A 17,914-nucleotide genomic window follows, 5' to 3' on the forward strand; every position below is an offset into this window, starting at 1 on the left:
TAATTTTATACCAATAATTGATTTAGCTTATTTTCTAATAATTCACTTTTGTATGAATAACCAGCACCATAAACTAAGTAATTTTTTTTAAGTTTATTTAAATACTCTTTCCTTAATGCTATATCTTGTTTTTCTAATAAAGAAATGTCACTAATGGAACTATGTGTTGCTATGTTTTTATATTTATACGATGAGTCACCAATAATATACAATGGCGTTGCAGTGGATAACACGGTAATAATTGCACTTGAGTTAATTGAAATAACTAGCTTTACTTCTTTTGCTAACTGCTTAACACTACCTGATACTAAATTAGATGAAGGCTTTATTTGATATCCACTATCATCTAATGGGTGCTTCTTTATTAATAAATTCAGGTTGTTAATGGTACAGAAATGCTCTACTTTATCTATCAAATCTTGATTTGAGAAAAATGAACTATACATTAAAAATTGTGAATCTGACTCTAACTGTAAGAGTAACAATACACTTTTAGTATTAACTTCTACATCATCAAAATTTTGTTTATAGCGTATGTTTAAGGTCCTTCTAAGATATTTCCTAATGCTATACCCATTATGCATGTAGCTTAGTATTCCTTTCGATGCTAGTTTTTTTTCTATAAAGAACAGACTAAGAAACAAACAAAAGAAAGCTTTAGATTTACGAGAATCATGCCCATGCTTAACTCGGAAAGGCGCTGATGATGCCACTTCTTTATCCAAAAGACCCACATTTGCTGTGGCATTAACGCCTTGGTTATCAATCACCGTAGTATTTGGCCTAATTAAGCCCTGCTCCGTGACTAAATATTGTATCTCTAATTCTTTACACAACATAACAGCAATAGCATGATACCAGCGAGTATCATTGTGTAAGACAACGAGGTTCACACCTTTAGTAGTAATAAACTCTTTTAAGCCAAGATAAAATTTAGCCATATAGTTGAGTTCAGAAGCAGTTAACCTCCTACCTTCTACTTTTTTGGCATAAGCATGGTGATAAGTAGAGAGTGACGTAATTTTATTTAATAGACCTTCATCAACTGGGGCTTTTACAGAGTTAATCAGAGATGTCGCTAAAGTCATTTTAAACGTTGGTAAGTAAATTCTCTTCGAGCGACATGATGTAACGGCATACTTCTTTTTTGCTACGATATCAGCAATATGTTCATGTAACGGTGAGTACATTGGATCTAAAGAAAGTAACGTATAATCTTTCTTCATCACTAATTAACCACCACATTCGCTGCAATGGCGATTTGATAGATGATTTGAGTAATATCTTTAATCGATTGCATGGTTTTGGTATCCACTTTAGGTAGTACTAAAATTTGGTCACCTTTGGCAATAGGTTGCTTGCTGGCAAATTCGACCAAACCATTCGCACGTACAATGGCAATACGGGTATCTTCAGCGCGATCGGTAAAACCACCTGCCCATGCAATGTAATCATCCACGCTGGCATCAGGGTTAAACACCACGGCTTGCGGCATTAATACTTCACCCGCGATTTGCACTAAGTCGGTTTTGTATGGGATCACGACTTTATCGCCCTGCTCTAGACGAATATTAGCAATGTTACCGGCATCAGACACAATCACTTTACCGAGTGGCTCAACCTTGCGCGCACGTTCAGTAAACTGCATCACCATTTCCGCTTCTTTAGCACGAATTGCTGCTTCACCATCAGAAGAAGCAGGTGCAGTAAAGACACTGCGCTCTAATCGATCAAGAGACTCATTGAGCATCTCTTTTTGCTTTTGCGCCACACTATCACGCAGGATATAAATCGACTGGTAATCTGTTAACTGCGGCTCAATGGGAATATGACTAAGCAGGTCATGTAAACGCGTGGTTTTATTCACAGCAAAATACGATGGGCCTAGATAGCTACCCATGAGCTGCACATCAATAACCTGTGCGTGTAAATCATCATTAAAAATCACTTTATCGCCATCTTGCAGCGTAAAGTTCAAGAAATCATTATATGGCATATAAAGCGAGAACGGCCCAGACTCACGGTTACCAATAATACCGACATGGCTCACTTTCGCTAACGGACGAGAGTATTGCGTTAATTCCGTGCCCGTTGCCGCCGCATCGTTTTCTAACTCAAAGCGGAATGGATTTCTTACCCCACCAGACACGGTAATCGCCGCTTGCTGAGGTTTCACTAAAATCACATCACCATCTTTAAAGCTCACCTCTGGCATCGTACCAAGGCGAATAAAGTCATACAGATCAATATCAGCAACAATCTTATTATTACGCAGCACCTGAATCGCACGGTAACTGCCTCGCTCTGGATCAATGCCCCCAGCGCGCTTTAAATAATACAACACACTATCTGATGCCATACCTGCATATTGACCAGGGCGAATAACCGGCCCAGAAAGATAAATACTCACAGGTGTTGAAGTCAGAAGGTTAACGTACACATTGACGTTATTGGTGTAGATCGTTTTAATCTTTGAGGTCACAAAACCGTTAACTTCACTGGCTCGTAACCCTTGAACCTTGATTGGTCCAATTTCAGGAATAAAAATATTACCTTGGTTATCAACGGTCGCGACATTGGAGTAGTTCACCGCACCCCATAACCAAATATTAATTTTATCACCGGCAGCAATCAGATAATTATCGTTTAAGCCATCACTACGCTCAGTTTCATAACCACCAGCAAACAAGTTAGCACCATATGGCGGTGGGTACGCTTCGCCACTCGAAGGCAATAACTGGCGAACATCAGTCTCACCTGGCAGCAGTAAATTATTACGATTCTCTGCGCTATATGACCCTTGTGACAATGCCTCGTTTGGGCTTAATGCCGTAGGTGGAACATTCGCACCACTGGTTGCAACAGAACTAGCAGGCAGAGCGTAAGAGCTTGCATTACCTGATTGCTGAGCTAAAAGCGGATTAGCAGAGACAGAAAAAGTCGCAGCTTGCGTAATAACAGCCACTAAACCGGACCAAAGAGATAAACGAAGAATTTTCATAAAAGCCTACAGCTGAACTGAAGAAGAAGACTGGATGATATTAGGCACGAGGAACCACGCACGCTCTAATAACTCATCGCTAGCAGGAATAGTCGTTAATTGCTGGTTTGTACATGCAACGCGAATCGATGGACCTTGCTCAGAACCGTGTGCTGTCATAGAAACAGCATTCACTTTTGCGAAGGTTAGCTCGCGACAAGTGTGACCAAGGCTTGAGGTATAAAGCGGCCCCATTTGAATACGATACTCAGGGTGGATCAGATCGACCTTTCGTCCATCTTCTAAATCTTGGCTATATTGCTGGGGTACTTGAATACCGAGTGGCTGAGTGCTTGGCTGCACTAAAGGTAAACTAGCTTCTACCTGCCTTGGCTGACTGCTACACCCTACTAAAAAAGCAAAAACCAGAGTCATATAAAATCGAGGTTGCATGGTAAGTTATCCATATTTAGGCACGCTACCGCCCATTGATATTAGCGAGAAATCAAACGTCGCAAGATGAAATACTGTAAGAAGTGAGGTAAAAAAATAAACAAACGATTGCTTATCTCCTACCTATTGAAACCTCTAGGATTATACCGATTCATGCTAAAAATGAAAGATATCAGAAATTAAATCAGAATTTTGTTTCATAGTAAGTTCAAGTACCTTAGTACAAAAATGATAACAAAAGCGGTAATTTAAGGTTAAAAATGATTAAATAACAAACATGTAGAGTAATTAGACTATTCTCTTTAGGTTTATTATAAATTAAGACAAAATAGGCAGGAAAAAACAAAGAACAATGTAACTGGCCATCAACAATAAAGGAGATGTATATAAGTACACCCCCCTATTTCGACCGTGTATATATCGAGTCAACTAGCTCTATTTAATCAGAACCAAATAGATCACGAGTATAAACTTTATCTTCCACATCACGAATCTCATCGACCATACGGTTTGAAACAATGACATCACAAGACTGCTTAAACTCATCAAGCGATTTAATGACTTTAGAGTGGAAAAACTCCTCCTCATCCAGTACAGGTTCATAAACCACAACCTCAATACCTTTTGCCTTTAAACGCTTCATAATGCCTTGCACAGAAGATGCACGGAAATTGTCTGAGCCCGACTTCATGATCAAACGATAAATACCAACACGCTGTGGGTTACGCTTTAAAATAGAGGCAGCAACAAAGTCTTTACGAGTCATATTGGCATCGACAATCGCACCAATAATATCATTAGGTACATCGGCATAATTTGCACGAAGTTGCTTAGTATCTTTTGGTAAACAGTAACCGCCATAGCCAAAGGACGGATTATTGTAGTGATTGCCAATACGAGGATCTAAGCCAACACCTTGAATCACCTGACGAGCATCAAGATCATGCGTTTCAGCATAACTATCAAGTTCATTAAAGTACGCCACACGCAAAGCAAGATAAGTATTAGAAAACAGCTTCACCGCTTCTGCTTCAGTTGCGTCAGTAAATAGAACATCAATATTCTCTTTAACTGCACCTTCCACTAATAAGTTAGCAAACACTTCAGCACGCTCACTACGCTCACCAACAATAATACGTGATGGATGTAAATTATCGTATAGAGCACGACCTTCACGTAAGAACTCTGGCGAGAAAATTAAATTATCACAGCCAAACTCCTCTTTAATGCGTGCCGTATACCCAACAGGGACAGTCGATTTAATCACCATCACCGCATTTGGACTCATCTCCATCACCTCTTTAATTACCGCTTCAACAGAAGAAGTATTAAAGTAATTCGTTTCTGGATCATAATCGGTTGGCGTAGCAATAATGACATAGTCTGCATCTTTATAGGCTAACGCTTTATCTAAAGTAGCTGTAAAGTTCAATGCTTTATTAACAAGAAAATCTTCAATCTCCACATCAACAATAGGCGATTGTTTATCATTAAGCATGGCTACTTTTTCAGCAATAATATCCACCGCAACCACTTGATGGTTTTGCGCTAGTAACATCGCATTTGATAAGCCAACATATCCTGTTCCTGCAACGGCAATTTTCATCTTAGTCACTCTATCTATATGCTCATAATTATTTACATCATACCACTGAATAACAACAATAATATGTCAAAAAAAAAGAGAGCCACAAAAGCTCTCTTTTTATTTCGGTTAAAAAGTGGAATTAATTACCACCACCACCGCCGCTACCACCGGTTGTAATACAAGAGCCAGCATTGAAGTCTAGCGTTGCATCAACAACCAGTTCATCACCGGTTAACACAACGGTTTCAGAAGCACTGCTTTCACCTTGCACTTCACCATTTAATAAGCCTTCAACGAAATACGTACCAGGCTCTAAGGTTAATGTTTGTGAAGAACCAGCATCAACCGTAAAGGTACTTAACGCATAGTTAATACCACCAATCACACGATAGATAGTGACTAAGCCCGTTTGCGGCGTCACATCATCCGTGTCAGAACAAGTACTTTGTAGTGCTAATGAGTAATCAATATCAGCAACAGCACCAACGCCTTCTAGAGTAATAGTTGCACCATCAAGCGCACAGAAGTTTTGATCTTGCAGCGTTCCATCCGTCACAGTAAGCGCATTACCGTCCGCATCGGTAGCCTCAGTAATTAAGCTTACAGGATCTTCCGAGCGATATTTCGAAATGTACACTTCACCTTCAGCCTTGGTTGGAACTTTCGCTAAAGTAATTGCACCGAAGTTTTCTAGGTAACGCTGCGTCCAACCACCGCCATTACGGGTGAGTACAATATCAGACTGGTAACTCTCCGATGTGCCATCGACCAAGGTGATCGTTGGTGCTGGACAGTTAGTTTCTAGATACGCAAGACTGAAGTAGGAAAGGTGGTCGATCTGGGCAGCAACTGAATAAGTATTGGCATCGGCGTTGAACTCACCAATTTGCTCTTCACCTTGAGACTTCCATTGACCATCTTGCTCATTGTAAGACCACACAGGAATGATATCGCCAGTTTCAATTGGGTCACCATCGGCAGAGAGTGTTGCGGCTGGCACTTCAAAGTTAAGGGTAATCGCCGGGTCGAAGTTAGTGATTAGATCGCCACTTTCGGTTCTCATCTCAATCGCCGTAAAGCCAGCTGTTACAAATGACACGTCATCTGTCGTCGCTTCGCCATCTTCATCAAGAATAGACGATGGTGCTAGACCACCAGGGAAGGCAAGAAGTACTGAATCGGTCGTAGTATCAGTAGAGCCGCTTGGTTCATTAGAAAAATAAACCACGTTCGCTTCAACTGGACCTGTTACCGGTTCGCCATCTGCAGTCATCATTTTTGTGCCCGCAGGCATATCAACATTGACCGTACCACTGGCAACGGCCGCCGCATTGTTGGCGTCTTCATCAGGTACCGGCGTTGCAATCACAATCGCTTCTGTTGTTGCACCATCATCACCGACAGCAACCGTTTCTGTACTACCCGTTGCTGCTGTGGTGGATTCACCTGAGTTATCGACCACTTGCGGTGATAAAGTGACAACACCAAATACCGTTGAACCTTCTGGCACATCGGCATCAGCAGGCATAGTAACTTGCGTACCACCGGTAAAGTAGCCATCCGCCGTCACGACCAAATCAAGCAAAATCGCTGTCGTTGGTGATGCATCAGTACGGGTAAGAATAAAGCTGCCTGTGTCTGTGGTGTAGGTTACTTTCGTTGTATCAGAGGTCGCTTTCGTTGCCGCGCTTTCAACTGCAGTCGCACCCGTTATTTCTAACGAGCTTAACTCATCCGTTGTGCCTTCTAAGGTAAAGCTAGCTGCTTTGGTTAGCGTCCCTTCACCAATACCTTCTAAAAAGACCGTATAAGGGGATTTAAATGCTTCGGCTTCACCTGGTGGGGTCACAACCTCTGCATAGTTTTTATTGTCTGATCCGTCACAGCCAGTCAGTACTGCCAGACCAATCATTGTGGCTAATATCGTTTTATTCATGTTTAAGCCCTATCACTTAAGTTATCCATTGCATTATGAGACCGCGTTATTGTTAAAACGCGTATAGAACACCAATGCTGTAAGTATGGAAGTCCGGTGACCCCCCGATATTGTTGTAGAACTTGTAATCAACAAGTGCGTTCCAATTTGGGTGGAACTTATAACCTGCGCCGAACCCTAACGTGCCCGACAAACCATTATCATCACAACATGCTGCGCCATTGCCTCGCCATCCATAAGAGATCGCACCGACACCGGCAAACACATCAAACTTTTCATTGATGTCATAAACATATTTCGCAGCCAACTCAAAACCCGTCGCAGTAAAATCACCTTGTGTATCTTTCAGTTCGATTTTACCCAGATCAACATAACTGACTTCAAGCGCCAGCCAAGGCACTTGATGAAAGCGCATACCCGCAAACACACTCCAAGCAGTGGTACTTTTGTCGATACCTGTGACATTAGTCACCGCTTTGTCCATATCCGCAACTTGGCCTCCACCAACTTTGGCACCAACATAAACAGTAGGGTGAGTTGCCTCCTGCGCATAAGTAGAAAATGCTGCGAAGGTTGATACTACTGCGAGTGCCAAACAACGTTTTTTATCCATTGTATTTCCTTTTTTCCTAGCCTAATGAATTAGAATAAGAGTGACTTACCGATAGAGAACGTAAGCATCCTTAAGTCGGGTGAGATTGGCATTAATATAACGAGCTGACAGCCTATCTCGGTTGTAATAACTACGATCTAGTTTGTTTTGTAGATCGGAAGTTTGTGCCAAGTCACCATCAATCCTATTGACTTGATTGCGAACCATTGTCCGATAACCCCACGTCCACTCTTCCGTTCCTTTAATTTGAATCGGGTCGGGAGCCATATCTTTTCTAAAGCTAAGCGGTATAGAAAAATTTAGGCCAGCAAAACTTTGATCGGTATGTTGGTAAAAAATACTCACAGCAGTATCACCAAACCAATGCTTACTGGTTACGGTAAAGCCACTGTCTCCATGCCAATACTCACCGGCATTCGCTTCAAGCGCCCAGTCGTATTGATCGAAATAGTAACGGTAGTGAGCTAACACTGGCGTTGCGTCTTGCTGTGTCGAATCTTCTCTATTCTCATAATAAGAAGCTTCCAAACCTAACTTATGCGCCCCTTGTGGTGACTGCCAACGAAACTCCGCCGTCCCCCCTACATAATCACTTTTGATTTGCCCAACACTGAATTGAGTGAAGACATCGGCAGGAAGCTTAAAGCCTTGGTGGAATAAGATTCTATCGACCGTGCTTTTATGTCGAGCATCAGCAAAGGCCTTACCATCTTCAAAATCATCGGAGTGTGAAAGCGGTAACAAGTGACGCACATCCAACGAACCGCCCGTCCAAATCGGCAGTTGTACATTGGTAGAAAGTGCCAGAGAATAATCAAACACGCCTCTTTCTGTACCTATCGTTGAGTACAAACTTGGCGATAAAATCACTCTTGGTTTAAAGGTATGGGTATTATCGCGATCGGTTAACCATGTGGCTTTATCGTGGGTACGAGGAGAATTATTCACCGCTAAACGAGGTAAAGTGCTCGGCGAACTATCCGCTTGGAAAATCGCGTGTAAGTCCTGCTCCGAGCCAGCAACACTGAGCACGGGAATATTATTATTAAGCAGCACAAACTCAAACGACGGGTAATTCGAAAGCTCACTGATCACCCCTAAAATCACCCCAATCGCATCTAGTTCATTACGGTTAAAGAGGTTATTTTCCGCTTTCACTAACAAGGTGTGCTGACTTTCACCCACTGATACATTTTCAAAGCCATAGTCGACTAACAGGTTACTAATCAGGGTTAATTCAGAGTAGTTAGCGGCCGGTGATACGCTCGCATCCACTTTCTTCTCACTCACGGGCTTAGCGATCACAACATCTTCAATGACCACAGGCTCAGCAATGACCGCATTCGTTGGTCGAGCAGTATCCACACCAACATCACCTTGCCCACGCTCATAACGAGAAGATAAATGAGTACCAGCAAGAGGAACCGTTAACCCTAAGCCTAGCCACTGATTGTCTCTGCCATAAGGCGCATCTGAATTGGAATAAGCTTGATAAGTAAGATTGGCAGTCATGCCAAGTGGAAGCCATTCTTGCGGCGTAAACGCTTTAATACCGGCATTCATCCCCGAGCCATCATAATCAGCAACCACTTGTAGCCATTGCCAAGGTTGATACTCAATGCCGCCAAAAGGACCAGAAAGGTAATTAGGCCCCATTTGGTGTTCACTATCGCCACCATTTTCTCCAAAACCGAGCGACAGACGAAACTGATCTAACTGCTTACTCGCCACGCCATAATAGGTTCGGTGATGCACCGCCTGACCGCCAAGATCACTACCACCAATGGCAAACTGAAACCAATTATCAGGAATAAGCCAATCAAAGCTTAACTTCGCAGATGCCGACAAATCACAATGGTTGGCACAAGAGCTAAAATCTTGATACGTATTTTGAAACGAAACCTCTAAATCAGGAAACAGACCGACCGCCAGCAATAACGTATTGTGCGGCCCCCGGCTATTACCGAGATCGCTATCGACCCCTTCCTCTTGATGGTAATTAAACGAGACTTCACCAAACGGTAGGGTTTCGGCATTCGGGGTACGTAACAGCCCAGAACCACCGGTCTGCGCCATTGAAGTACGAAAATACACGCTGTCACGGCTATGACTTTCCGCTAATGCATAAGGCGACACGCACAGCGATAAATAACACACTGGTGCGAGTGCCCACTTTATCGCAATGGATAGATGTTGATATCTCACGCTTTCTTTAAGATTTATAAACAAGACTAAACTTCCCTATCAGTCATTCATAACAAGAATTAATTGATCAAAAAATGAGCACACCAATTAACAGTATAGTTGCATAAGCGCCATTTCACATAGATTACCGATCAGTTAAATTTAAATACTTTAATGCAGCTCACGGTGGTCTAATACACCTTCATTAAGCGCATCTTCTTGGTGCTGCCAGACTAAATCACCAATCCCATCGGTTGGACAAAATCCGGTTGGAGCTTCCAGCATTAAATCTCGGATCATTTCATAATCCATACCATGACAAGCTTGATCGATCTTACCTAAAAGCGTAGTAAACTCAGCCATAGGAAGACAAACCTCATTGGCCCTCATGATGCGTTTATGCGCCGTCTTCAACACATTGTCACCAATCAACAACTCTTCATAAAGCTTCTCTCCCGGACGCAAACCAGAGAAGTGAATCGCAATATCACCAAATGGATTATCTTCCGACTTCACTTCCAGCCCAGAGAGCTGCACTAAATTTTCAGCCAACTCAAGAATCTTTACCGGCTCGCCCATATCAAGCACAAACACATCACCACCTTTTCCCATCGCACCCGCTTGAATCACCAACTGGGCAGCTTCAGGAATGGTCATGAAATAACGCGTAATGTCTGGGTGAGTCACCGTCACTGGCCCACCACTCGCGATTTGCTGTTTAAATAATGGGATCACCGAGCCCGACGAGCCCAACACATTGCCAAAACGCACCATACAAAAACGCGTTCCATTCGCTTGCTTTGCTTGATCTTTTGCCAACGCTTGCAGTCCCAACTCCGCTAAACGTTTCGTCGTCCCCATCACATTGGTCGGACGCACCGCCTTATCGGTAGAAATAAGTACAAACGACTCCACACCAGCATCAATCGCAGCTTTAGCCGTGTAGTAAGTACCAAATACATTATTTCGCACCCCTTCCACCACGTTATACTCCACCAAAGGAACATGCTTATAAGCGGCGGCATGATAAACCGTCTGCACATGAAAAGACTTCATCACACTCTCTAAGCGATACGCTCTTTGCACCGAACCAATTAAAGGCACCACCTCAATATCAAGCCCTTCCTTTTGCTTTAGACGACTTAAATCTTGATCAATCAAATACAAACTATGCTCAGAAAGATCAAATAAAATCAGTACCTTTGGTTCTTGGCGAAGAATTTGACGACATAACTCAGAGCCAATCGATCCCCCCGCCCCTGTCACCATCACCACTTTGCCGCGAATATTGGCATCAAGTAGCGCTAAGTTCGGTTCAACCGGATCACGGCCAAGCAGATCTTCTAGCGGCACCTCTTTAATTTCATCAATATTCGCCTGACCAGAAACAATATCGGTCATGTCAGGCACAGTGCGAATTTTTACTTTCAAAGGGGCAAGCAGCGCTAAAACGGTCTTTTTACGTGCACGGCTCGCACTTGGTATCGCCATCAATATCTGATGAATTTCATGCTTATCCAATTGATTCGGCACCTCTTCAATTTGAATAACCGGTAAGCCCATGATCGTGGTATTGGTTAAAGTTGGATCTTTATCAATAAAGGCACGAACTTGATATTTACCTGATGTACCTAAAGCAACCGCGAGCTGACGGCCTGCAGAGCCAGCGCCATAAATCAGCACTTGTTTCTCTCTAACTGGCGAGCTAGAAGCAATTAAAGAGCGCACAATAATGCGAGGACCACCACACAGCAGCGCTAAAAACGCGCAATAAATAACCGGGGTTGTTTTCGGTAGTGGTTCAAAAAAAACTACACTAAATAACATTAAAATCGCGGCTGAACCTATCGCCCCGAGCGTAATAGTAAATAAGGCTTTAAACGTGAGATAACGTAATATGGCGCGATATAACCCAAGTCGGGTGAACATCATTACCGTTAAAATAACCAGTAAACCTTGCACGCCCCAAGTATCAGAGCTCGTTAACATGCGCCAATCGCCAAACCTAGCCCATAGAGAACATTGAAGCGCGATACAAATTAAAACCGTATCAATGCACACACTGAGAATACGTTTATCCGTACGAGACATTTGCCAAAAAATCCGCAAGCGATCCATAGTAAGATTCCGTTGTTATATGAAATTTAAGCCGAGACTAAGCGCATAAGATGAATTGCAGCCAACAATGACGCACCTTATGAGTTTCTGTTTAGTCGTATTTTTTTATTATAAGAGGATGGAGCTAATTTATTTGAGCAAGATGGAGCACATCATAAATAACCTGACACGTTAGTTTTATTTCTGCAGGCGTTAAAGTAGGGTGAACTAAAAACATCAAACTTGTCTCACCAAGCTCAATGGCATGAGGAAGGCGATTATCCGGTCTAAAGCCAGTATTATCAAACGCTTTCTCTAAATAAACTTCCGAACAACTTCCCTGATATGCTGGTACACCTCGCGCCACAATTTCTTCAACGATGCGGTCACGGGTCCAACCTTTTGCTAACTGTTCAGGGTTGATAAATAAATAATGTTTATAATGGGCATGCTGAATATAGTCGGCAACGTGTATAGCACGCACCACTGACAACCCCTCGATAGCCTCATCTATTGCCTGACTATTGCGTTGCCTTTGTTCCATCCAATCTGACATACGCGTCAACTGAATACGACCAATGGCCGCTTGCATCTCCGTCATGCGCCAGTTGGTACCAAAACTCTCATGTAACCAGCGAAAACCCGGTGGATGGTCACGATGATAAATCGCATCAAAACTCTTACCATGATCTTTATAAGACCACATTGTTGACCACAGAGCTTTATCATTGGTGGTGACCATACCGCCCTCACCGCCAGTCGTCATAATCTTATCCTGACAAAAAGACCAAGCGCCAATATGACCAATAGTGCCAACGCTGCGACCTTTATATTTCGCACCATGCGCCTGAGCACAATCTTCAATCACCTTAAAACCATGCTGCTTTGATAACTGCATAATCGCATCCATCTCTGCCGGCATACCCGCAAGGTGAACCACAATGACCGCTTTAGTACGCTTCGTCACAACGGCTGCAATCGACTCGGCCGTAATGTTTTGGCTATTAAGATCAACATCAGCAAAAACAGGCGCAGCCCCCGATGTCACTATCGAAGAGGCCGACGCTAAAAAAGTACGAGAAGTGGTAATCACCTCATCACCGACGCCGACGCCAAGTGCTTTTAATGCTAAGTCTAACGCTAACGTGCCATTGGCAACCGCGACCGCATATTCACACTCTGCCCATTGCGCAAATTCCTTTTCAAACTCACGCCCTTCTTGCCCTGTCCAGTAATTCACTTTATTAGACAAAACAACCTGACTGACCGCATCCGCTTCTTGTTGAGTAAACGAAGGCCAAGGGGAAAACGAGGTATTTAACACGAATCTATTCCTTATGATTACGTGGTTGTGCAGGCGTTCCCATCACAACCAATCCATCTGAGAGGTTATCAACCACCGTTGCACCAGCAGCAACCACGACATGATGACCAATGGTGATTAACTGCTTAACATTCGCACCAATGCCGACCCAACTAGACTCACCAACATTCACTCCGCCAGCAAGATGACTACCAGGACTAATGTGAACACCATCAGCTAGACAGCAATCATGATCAACCGTTGCTGAAGTATTAATGATGCAAGCATGACCAAGCGAGGCAAAAGGGTTGATCACCGCAGCAGCCATAACAACGCTTCCTTTGCCAAGCGTAGCATATTGACTAACCGTAGCGACTGGGTGAATGAGAGTCGGGAAATGTGCATGATGTCGAGTGAGCAGGGTTTGTTTTTCTAGCCGAATGACGTTGTTGCCAATGGCGATAATGACCCCATCATATTGAGTACAGCTATGTAGTAAGCTTTCCGTGTTTCCGATGACCGGCCAATGCTCGATATGATTGAGTTCAGGCCAGCGATCATCAAAGAAACACACATCAGAATAGCCATTGAGTTGCGCTATTTCTGCCACCACTTTGCCATGCCCACTCGCCCCTAATATGGCGCAACGTTTAGTCATTGACGCTTCCTTTAAAAGGTTCAATAGTGACATGACCATCAGCGGAAATGCCCTCTTTGATAAAGACTTTCTTTACCGTTAAGAAGAGAATTTTGATATCAAGCAATAACGAACGGTTATCGACATACCAGACATCGAGTTTAAATTTACTTTCCCAGCTAATGGCATTGCGCCCATTCACCTGCGCCCAACCCGTAATGCCGGGGCGAACATCATGACGACGCGCTTGTTCAGAATTATAAAGCGGTAGGTACTGCATCAATAACGGCCTTGGCCCCACTAAGCTCATATCGCCTTTTAATACATTCCATAAGCCGGGTAACTCATCCAAACTGGCATTACGCAGTTTTTCACCAAAAGGGGTCATGCGCTCTAAATCTGGTAAGGTATTTCCATCTTTATCCACGGCATCACGCATCGAGCGAAACTTTATCATTTCAAACGGTTTGCCATGCAGCCCCGGACGTTGTTGACGAAAGATCACTGGAGAGCCTAAGTTTTTACGAATTTTCCAAGCGACGAGAGCAATGACAGGAGAAAGAAGAAGCAGTGCAACCAGTGAAGCAAAGCAATCAAAGAGACGTTTCATCATTTAACCCCCATAGCACTTAGCATGGCATGGTTAACTTTGTGTACATCAAATTTATTTTCAGCGATTTTACGAGAAGATAATCCCATTTGTGACACAAGGCCGGGAGACTCTGCTAATTGAACCATTTTTTGGTACAAAGACTCAGTATCTCTCACAGGTACTAGGTAGCCATTTTCACCATTAACTACAGTTTCTCGACAACCTGGAGCATCTGTAGTAATAATTGGGCGTCCCATAGCCATCGCTTCTAACACTGTCCTCGGTGTACCTTCACGATAAGATGGTAGTACATATACAGAAGTTTGCTCGATGGCTTCTTGAACGTCACTGAGTTTCCCTAAGAACTCGATGTAACCTTCAGAAATCCACTCATCAAGTTCAATTTGGCAAATCGCATCGGGGTTTTCATCAATCCACCCAACCAGTCGGCAAGTCAAATTGGGGTGAGAAGCTTTTAGTTTTTTTGCAGCTGCAGCGTATTCACGAACGCCTTTATCACCTAGTAGCCTTGCTATCAAAAGAAAATCACACTGCTCGGGTTGTGGGACCGATACAAACTTTTCAACATTGATACCCGAACCATTCACAACGATAGGGGCTAATGATTTTGGTAATAGATTGAGTTTTTGAAACAAAGCTTTATCATCTCCATTTTGAAAGAAGATAGTGCTATTAAAGCTAAGCGCTAGTTTATATAACTTATGCAAAATAGACTGTATAACTTTACGCTTACCTGCTGCTTCACCCGTAAATGCATATCCTAAGCCAGTAATCAGCGAACCTATATGCTTAACACCTGCTAACTTGGCAGCAAACGATCCATAAATAACCGGCTTAATGGTATAACCTAAGGTATATTCTGGCTTAATTTCTTTAAGTAGTTTGACCATGGTAATAATAGTCTTAAAGTCATTTACTGGGTTTAAGCCTGTGCGCTGCAATGGTACATCGTGTACTACTACCTCATTAGCTTCAAGTTCAAATCGAAGTTCGGATGAAGCATCGGGGCACAACACATGTACTTGATAACCCTGATTTTGAATTGCTGTAATAAGCACACCGCGGAAGGTTAATATTGAGCCAGGGTAACTGGCTATTAATACAAAGTTTTTCATTCTTTATTTATATTCTCTGATGCGGCAATGATAGAAATTAATAAAAATACTAATACTGGTACAAACATCCATTTTTGACGCATAGCAATGCCAAGATTAGCTGTAGTCATGGATAGTAATACCCAAGCAATCAATGCATACCACCACATAAACACACGATTACCAGGAAGCGTTAAATTTCTTACTATAGCTCCAGCTTTAAATATTACGATAGCTAAAGTATAAAAGCATCATATTATCGATTGAAGCTAACAACTGTGTAATTGAGCGAGCCTCGAAAGGCAATGACCTGAATAAATACGTAAACATTTGCAGCGGGTAGTGGTAACGAAGCAATGTCCTAACTTAACAAGTTCACCACAAAAATTTAAAATAGACGTAGGGAGCACACCAATAATTAAATTTCTTCAACTTTGGACACCATACTATTTAATACTATTAAATATCGATACAAGTTTATCCCTAGTCACATTAAGGCAATATTCATTCTCTACCGCGTGAAATCCATTTTTTCCCATGGTAACTCTTAATGATTGACTATCAATTAAATTCACTAAATAAGTCTTCCACTCAGATTCATTAGACGCTAAAAAACCATTCTGACCATGAGTAACGATATCAACATTACACCCAACAGGAGATGCTATTACTGGCTTTCCACAAGCCATATATTGAATCAACTTGTAGCCACATTTCCCCCTTTCCCAAGCGCTATCAATAAGAGGCATAAGCCCTATATCAATGGAGTGTAAACTACTAACCTCAGATTCTTGGGTCCAACTTTCATAAACTATATCCAATTTACTTATTCCTTCAAATTGAATATTAGACCCAATAATTTTAAGTTGTATATTTTTCATCTGAGAAATTTCATCTAAAACATTAATAACAATATCTAAGTACTTACTTGTTGATTTTGTACCAATCCATCCAATAACAATAGGTTCATCATGTGTAAGAACAGGTTTATTATCTTTTTTGTATAATTCAAGATCAACGACTGTCGGTACTATAGCAACATTAGAGCACCCCGAACTTATAGCTCTGCTAGCTAAATAATTATTCCCTGAAACAGTAAATGAAGAAGACCTCATCAGTAAGTCTATTTTTTTCTTCAAGAAGTGCTTTTTATAAAACCCTGAAGATAAATCGTAATTATGAAAAATAGCATCATCAAAGTCTAGTATATATTTCTTATTATTTAACAGCAGTTTTTCAAAAAAATATGGTATATATGGAAGAGTTTCAGCTTGAATCCAAATGAAATCATATTCTTTCGCCTTCATTAACGTTAAAATCCGATTAAAATATGACTTCAAGATATTAATCTTATTGTATTTACCATCAGAATATAGCAACTCCAATTCAGACGAGGAGATAAGATGAGAATACTTAAAATTAAACTCATCTTTTAACATATTATTATATTGATAAAAACGCATTCTTGAAGATGCACCTAAAGATCCATACTTGGTTAACACTAAAATACTTTTCATAAAAATCACCCTTTAGAGAAAAACCATTCATATAGAACCTTATAAGCATCAATTACTTCTAAAACAGAAGGTAAATCCTGTTTGAAAATTGAGTTAAGCACGCGAATTAGAGGTTCAACAAATAAATAAATAAATATCAAAAAATATTTATTTAAAGTAGAACAGTGTTTATCTGTAAATTTTATTCTACTTTTTAGTGAATAGAACAACCTAGTAGACTTTATTCCTTCCGATGTACCACCGCCATAATGATATGCTGATATATTTGCATTATAAAAGATGTTAAACCCAAGCTCTTTAACTCTTTTTGATAAATCCAAATCTTCGAAATAAACAAAAAATCGGGGGTCAAACCCACCTAATTTATCAAAAATATTTTTAGGCATCATATAGAATGCACCAATCACATGATCCACATATCTCGAAGATAAATGATCCCATTCTTGCATATGATAACCAGTTTTTTTAATTAGTCTCGATAGTCCAGTCGAGTGGCTCAACAATGAAAAGAAACTAGGGTCTCTAGCACAGCTTCTTGAAACTTTATCATCATCAAACAATTTAACTCCCAAGACACCAATACTGGAGTCCTTTTGTAAAAATTCTACAGAATCCTTAATTGTATTTTCAAGAACATAAGTATCTGGATTCAAAAAAAGGAGATAAGGTGATGATGAGCTCTGAGCGCCAACATTACACGCTTGTCCAAAGCCAATGTTTTTCTCTAAAATAATTTCTTTTATTTTAGGCGAATATGGAAGCATCCTCATTGAATCATCCGAAGAATTATTATCAACAATAATAATCTCACCTATATCATGACCGAAATTAATTAATGACTGTACACATTTTTTCAATTGAGCACCTGAATTCCAATTCACAATAATGACTGATAACAT

The 17,914-nt window shown here is 41.5% G+C and carries 14 protein-coding genes; all 14 read right to left on the minus strand.

Features of this window, described 5'->3' with window-relative positions:
- Positions 1–5: 5 nt before the first annotated feature.
- Entirely contained in the window at positions 6–1,226 is a 1,221-nt protein-coding gene (locus BCU68_RS03290; protein WP_102563380.1) for a phosphoribosylamine--glycine ligase, read from the minus strand.
- 2 nt (positions 1,227–1,228) lie between these two features.
- Positions 1,229–3,001 (minus strand): polysaccharide biosynthesis/export family protein, encoded by a 1,773-nt coding sequence (locus tag BCU68_RS03295; protein WP_102563381.1) that lies wholly within the window; start codon positions 2,999–3,001, stop codon positions 1,229–1,231.
- A gap of 6 nt (positions 3,002–3,007) precedes the next feature.
- A complete protein-coding gene (locus BCU68_RS03300; protein WP_102563382.1) occupies positions 3,008–3,433 on the minus strand; it encodes a hypothetical protein in 426 nt (141 codons plus the stop codon).
- 439 nt (positions 3,434–3,872) lie between these two features.
- Positions 3,873–5,039 (minus strand): nucleotide sugar dehydrogenase, encoded by a 1,167-nt coding sequence (locus BCU68_RS03305; protein WP_102563383.1) that lies wholly within the window; start codon positions 5,037–5,039, stop codon positions 3,873–3,875.
- 121 nt (positions 5,040–5,160) lie between these two features.
- Positions 5,161–6,957: a hypothetical protein gene (locus BCU68_RS03310; RefSeq protein ID WP_102563384.1), complete on the minus strand. Its 1,797-nt coding sequence runs from the start codon at positions 6,955–6,957 to the stop codon at positions 5,161–5,163.
- A gap of 52 nt (positions 6,958–7,009) precedes the next feature.
- The gene (locus BCU68_RS03315) at positions 7,010–7,570 is read right to left on the minus strand and encodes an outer membrane beta-barrel protein (RefSeq protein WP_102563385.1); all 561 of its coding nucleotides are present in this window, start codon (positions 7,568–7,570) and stop codon (positions 7,010–7,012) included.
- Between the two features lie 45 nt (positions 7,571–7,615).
- Positions 7,616–9,799: a YjbH domain-containing protein gene (locus BCU68_RS03320; protein ID WP_133126124.1), complete on the minus strand. Its 2,184-nt coding sequence runs from the start codon at positions 9,797–9,799 to the stop codon at positions 7,616–7,618.
- Positions 9,800–9,925: 126 nt separating this feature from the next.
- Entirely contained in the window at positions 9,926–11,872 is a 1,947-nt protein-coding gene (locus BCU68_RS03325; protein WP_102563387.1) for a nucleoside-diphosphate sugar epimerase/dehydratase, read from the minus strand.
- 124 nt (positions 11,873–11,996) lie between these two features.
- Positions 11,997–13,175, minus strand: a complete 1,179-nt coding sequence (locus tag BCU68_RS03330; RefSeq protein WP_102563388.1) for a DegT/DnrJ/EryC1/StrS aminotransferase family protein — start codon at positions 13,173–13,175, stop codon at positions 11,997–11,999.
- A gap of 4 nt (positions 13,176–13,179) precedes the next feature.
- Positions 13,180–13,812 carry an acetyltransferase gene (locus BCU68_RS03335; protein ID WP_102563389.1) on the minus strand — a complete coding sequence of 211 codons (633 nt, stop codon included), beginning with the start codon at positions 13,810–13,812 and terminating at the stop codon, positions 13,180–13,182.
- Entirely contained in the window at positions 13,805–14,401 is a 597-nt protein-coding gene (locus tag BCU68_RS03340; RefSeq protein ID WP_277868776.1) for a sugar transferase, read from the minus strand. Before BCU68_RS03340 ends, BCU68_RS03335 begins: the two co-directional genes overlap by 8 nt.
- Complete coding sequence (locus tag BCU68_RS03345; protein WP_102563391.1) at positions 14,401–15,519, minus strand: glycosyltransferase family 4 protein; 1,119 nt, start codon at positions 15,517–15,519, stop codon at positions 14,401–14,403. The genes BCU68_RS03340 and BCU68_RS03345 overlap by 1 nt, the downstream gene beginning before the upstream one ends.
- A gap of 425 nt (positions 15,520–15,944) precedes the next feature.
- On the minus strand, positions 15,945–17,015 hold the full coding sequence (locus BCU68_RS03350) for a glycosyltransferase family 4 protein (RefSeq protein ID WP_102563392.1): 1,071 nt from the start codon (positions 17,013–17,015) through the stop codon (positions 15,945–15,947).
- Between the two features lie 5 nt (positions 17,016–17,020).
- Positions 17,021–17,914, minus strand: a complete 894-nt coding sequence (locus BCU68_RS03355; protein ID WP_102563393.1) for a glycosyltransferase family 2 protein — start codon at positions 17,912–17,914, stop codon at positions 17,021–17,023.

The sequence above is a fragment of the Vibrio sp. 10N.286.49.B3 genome (genome assembly GCF_002873395.1).
GTDB lineage: Bacteria > Pseudomonadota > Gammaproteobacteria > Enterobacterales > Vibrionaceae > Vibrio.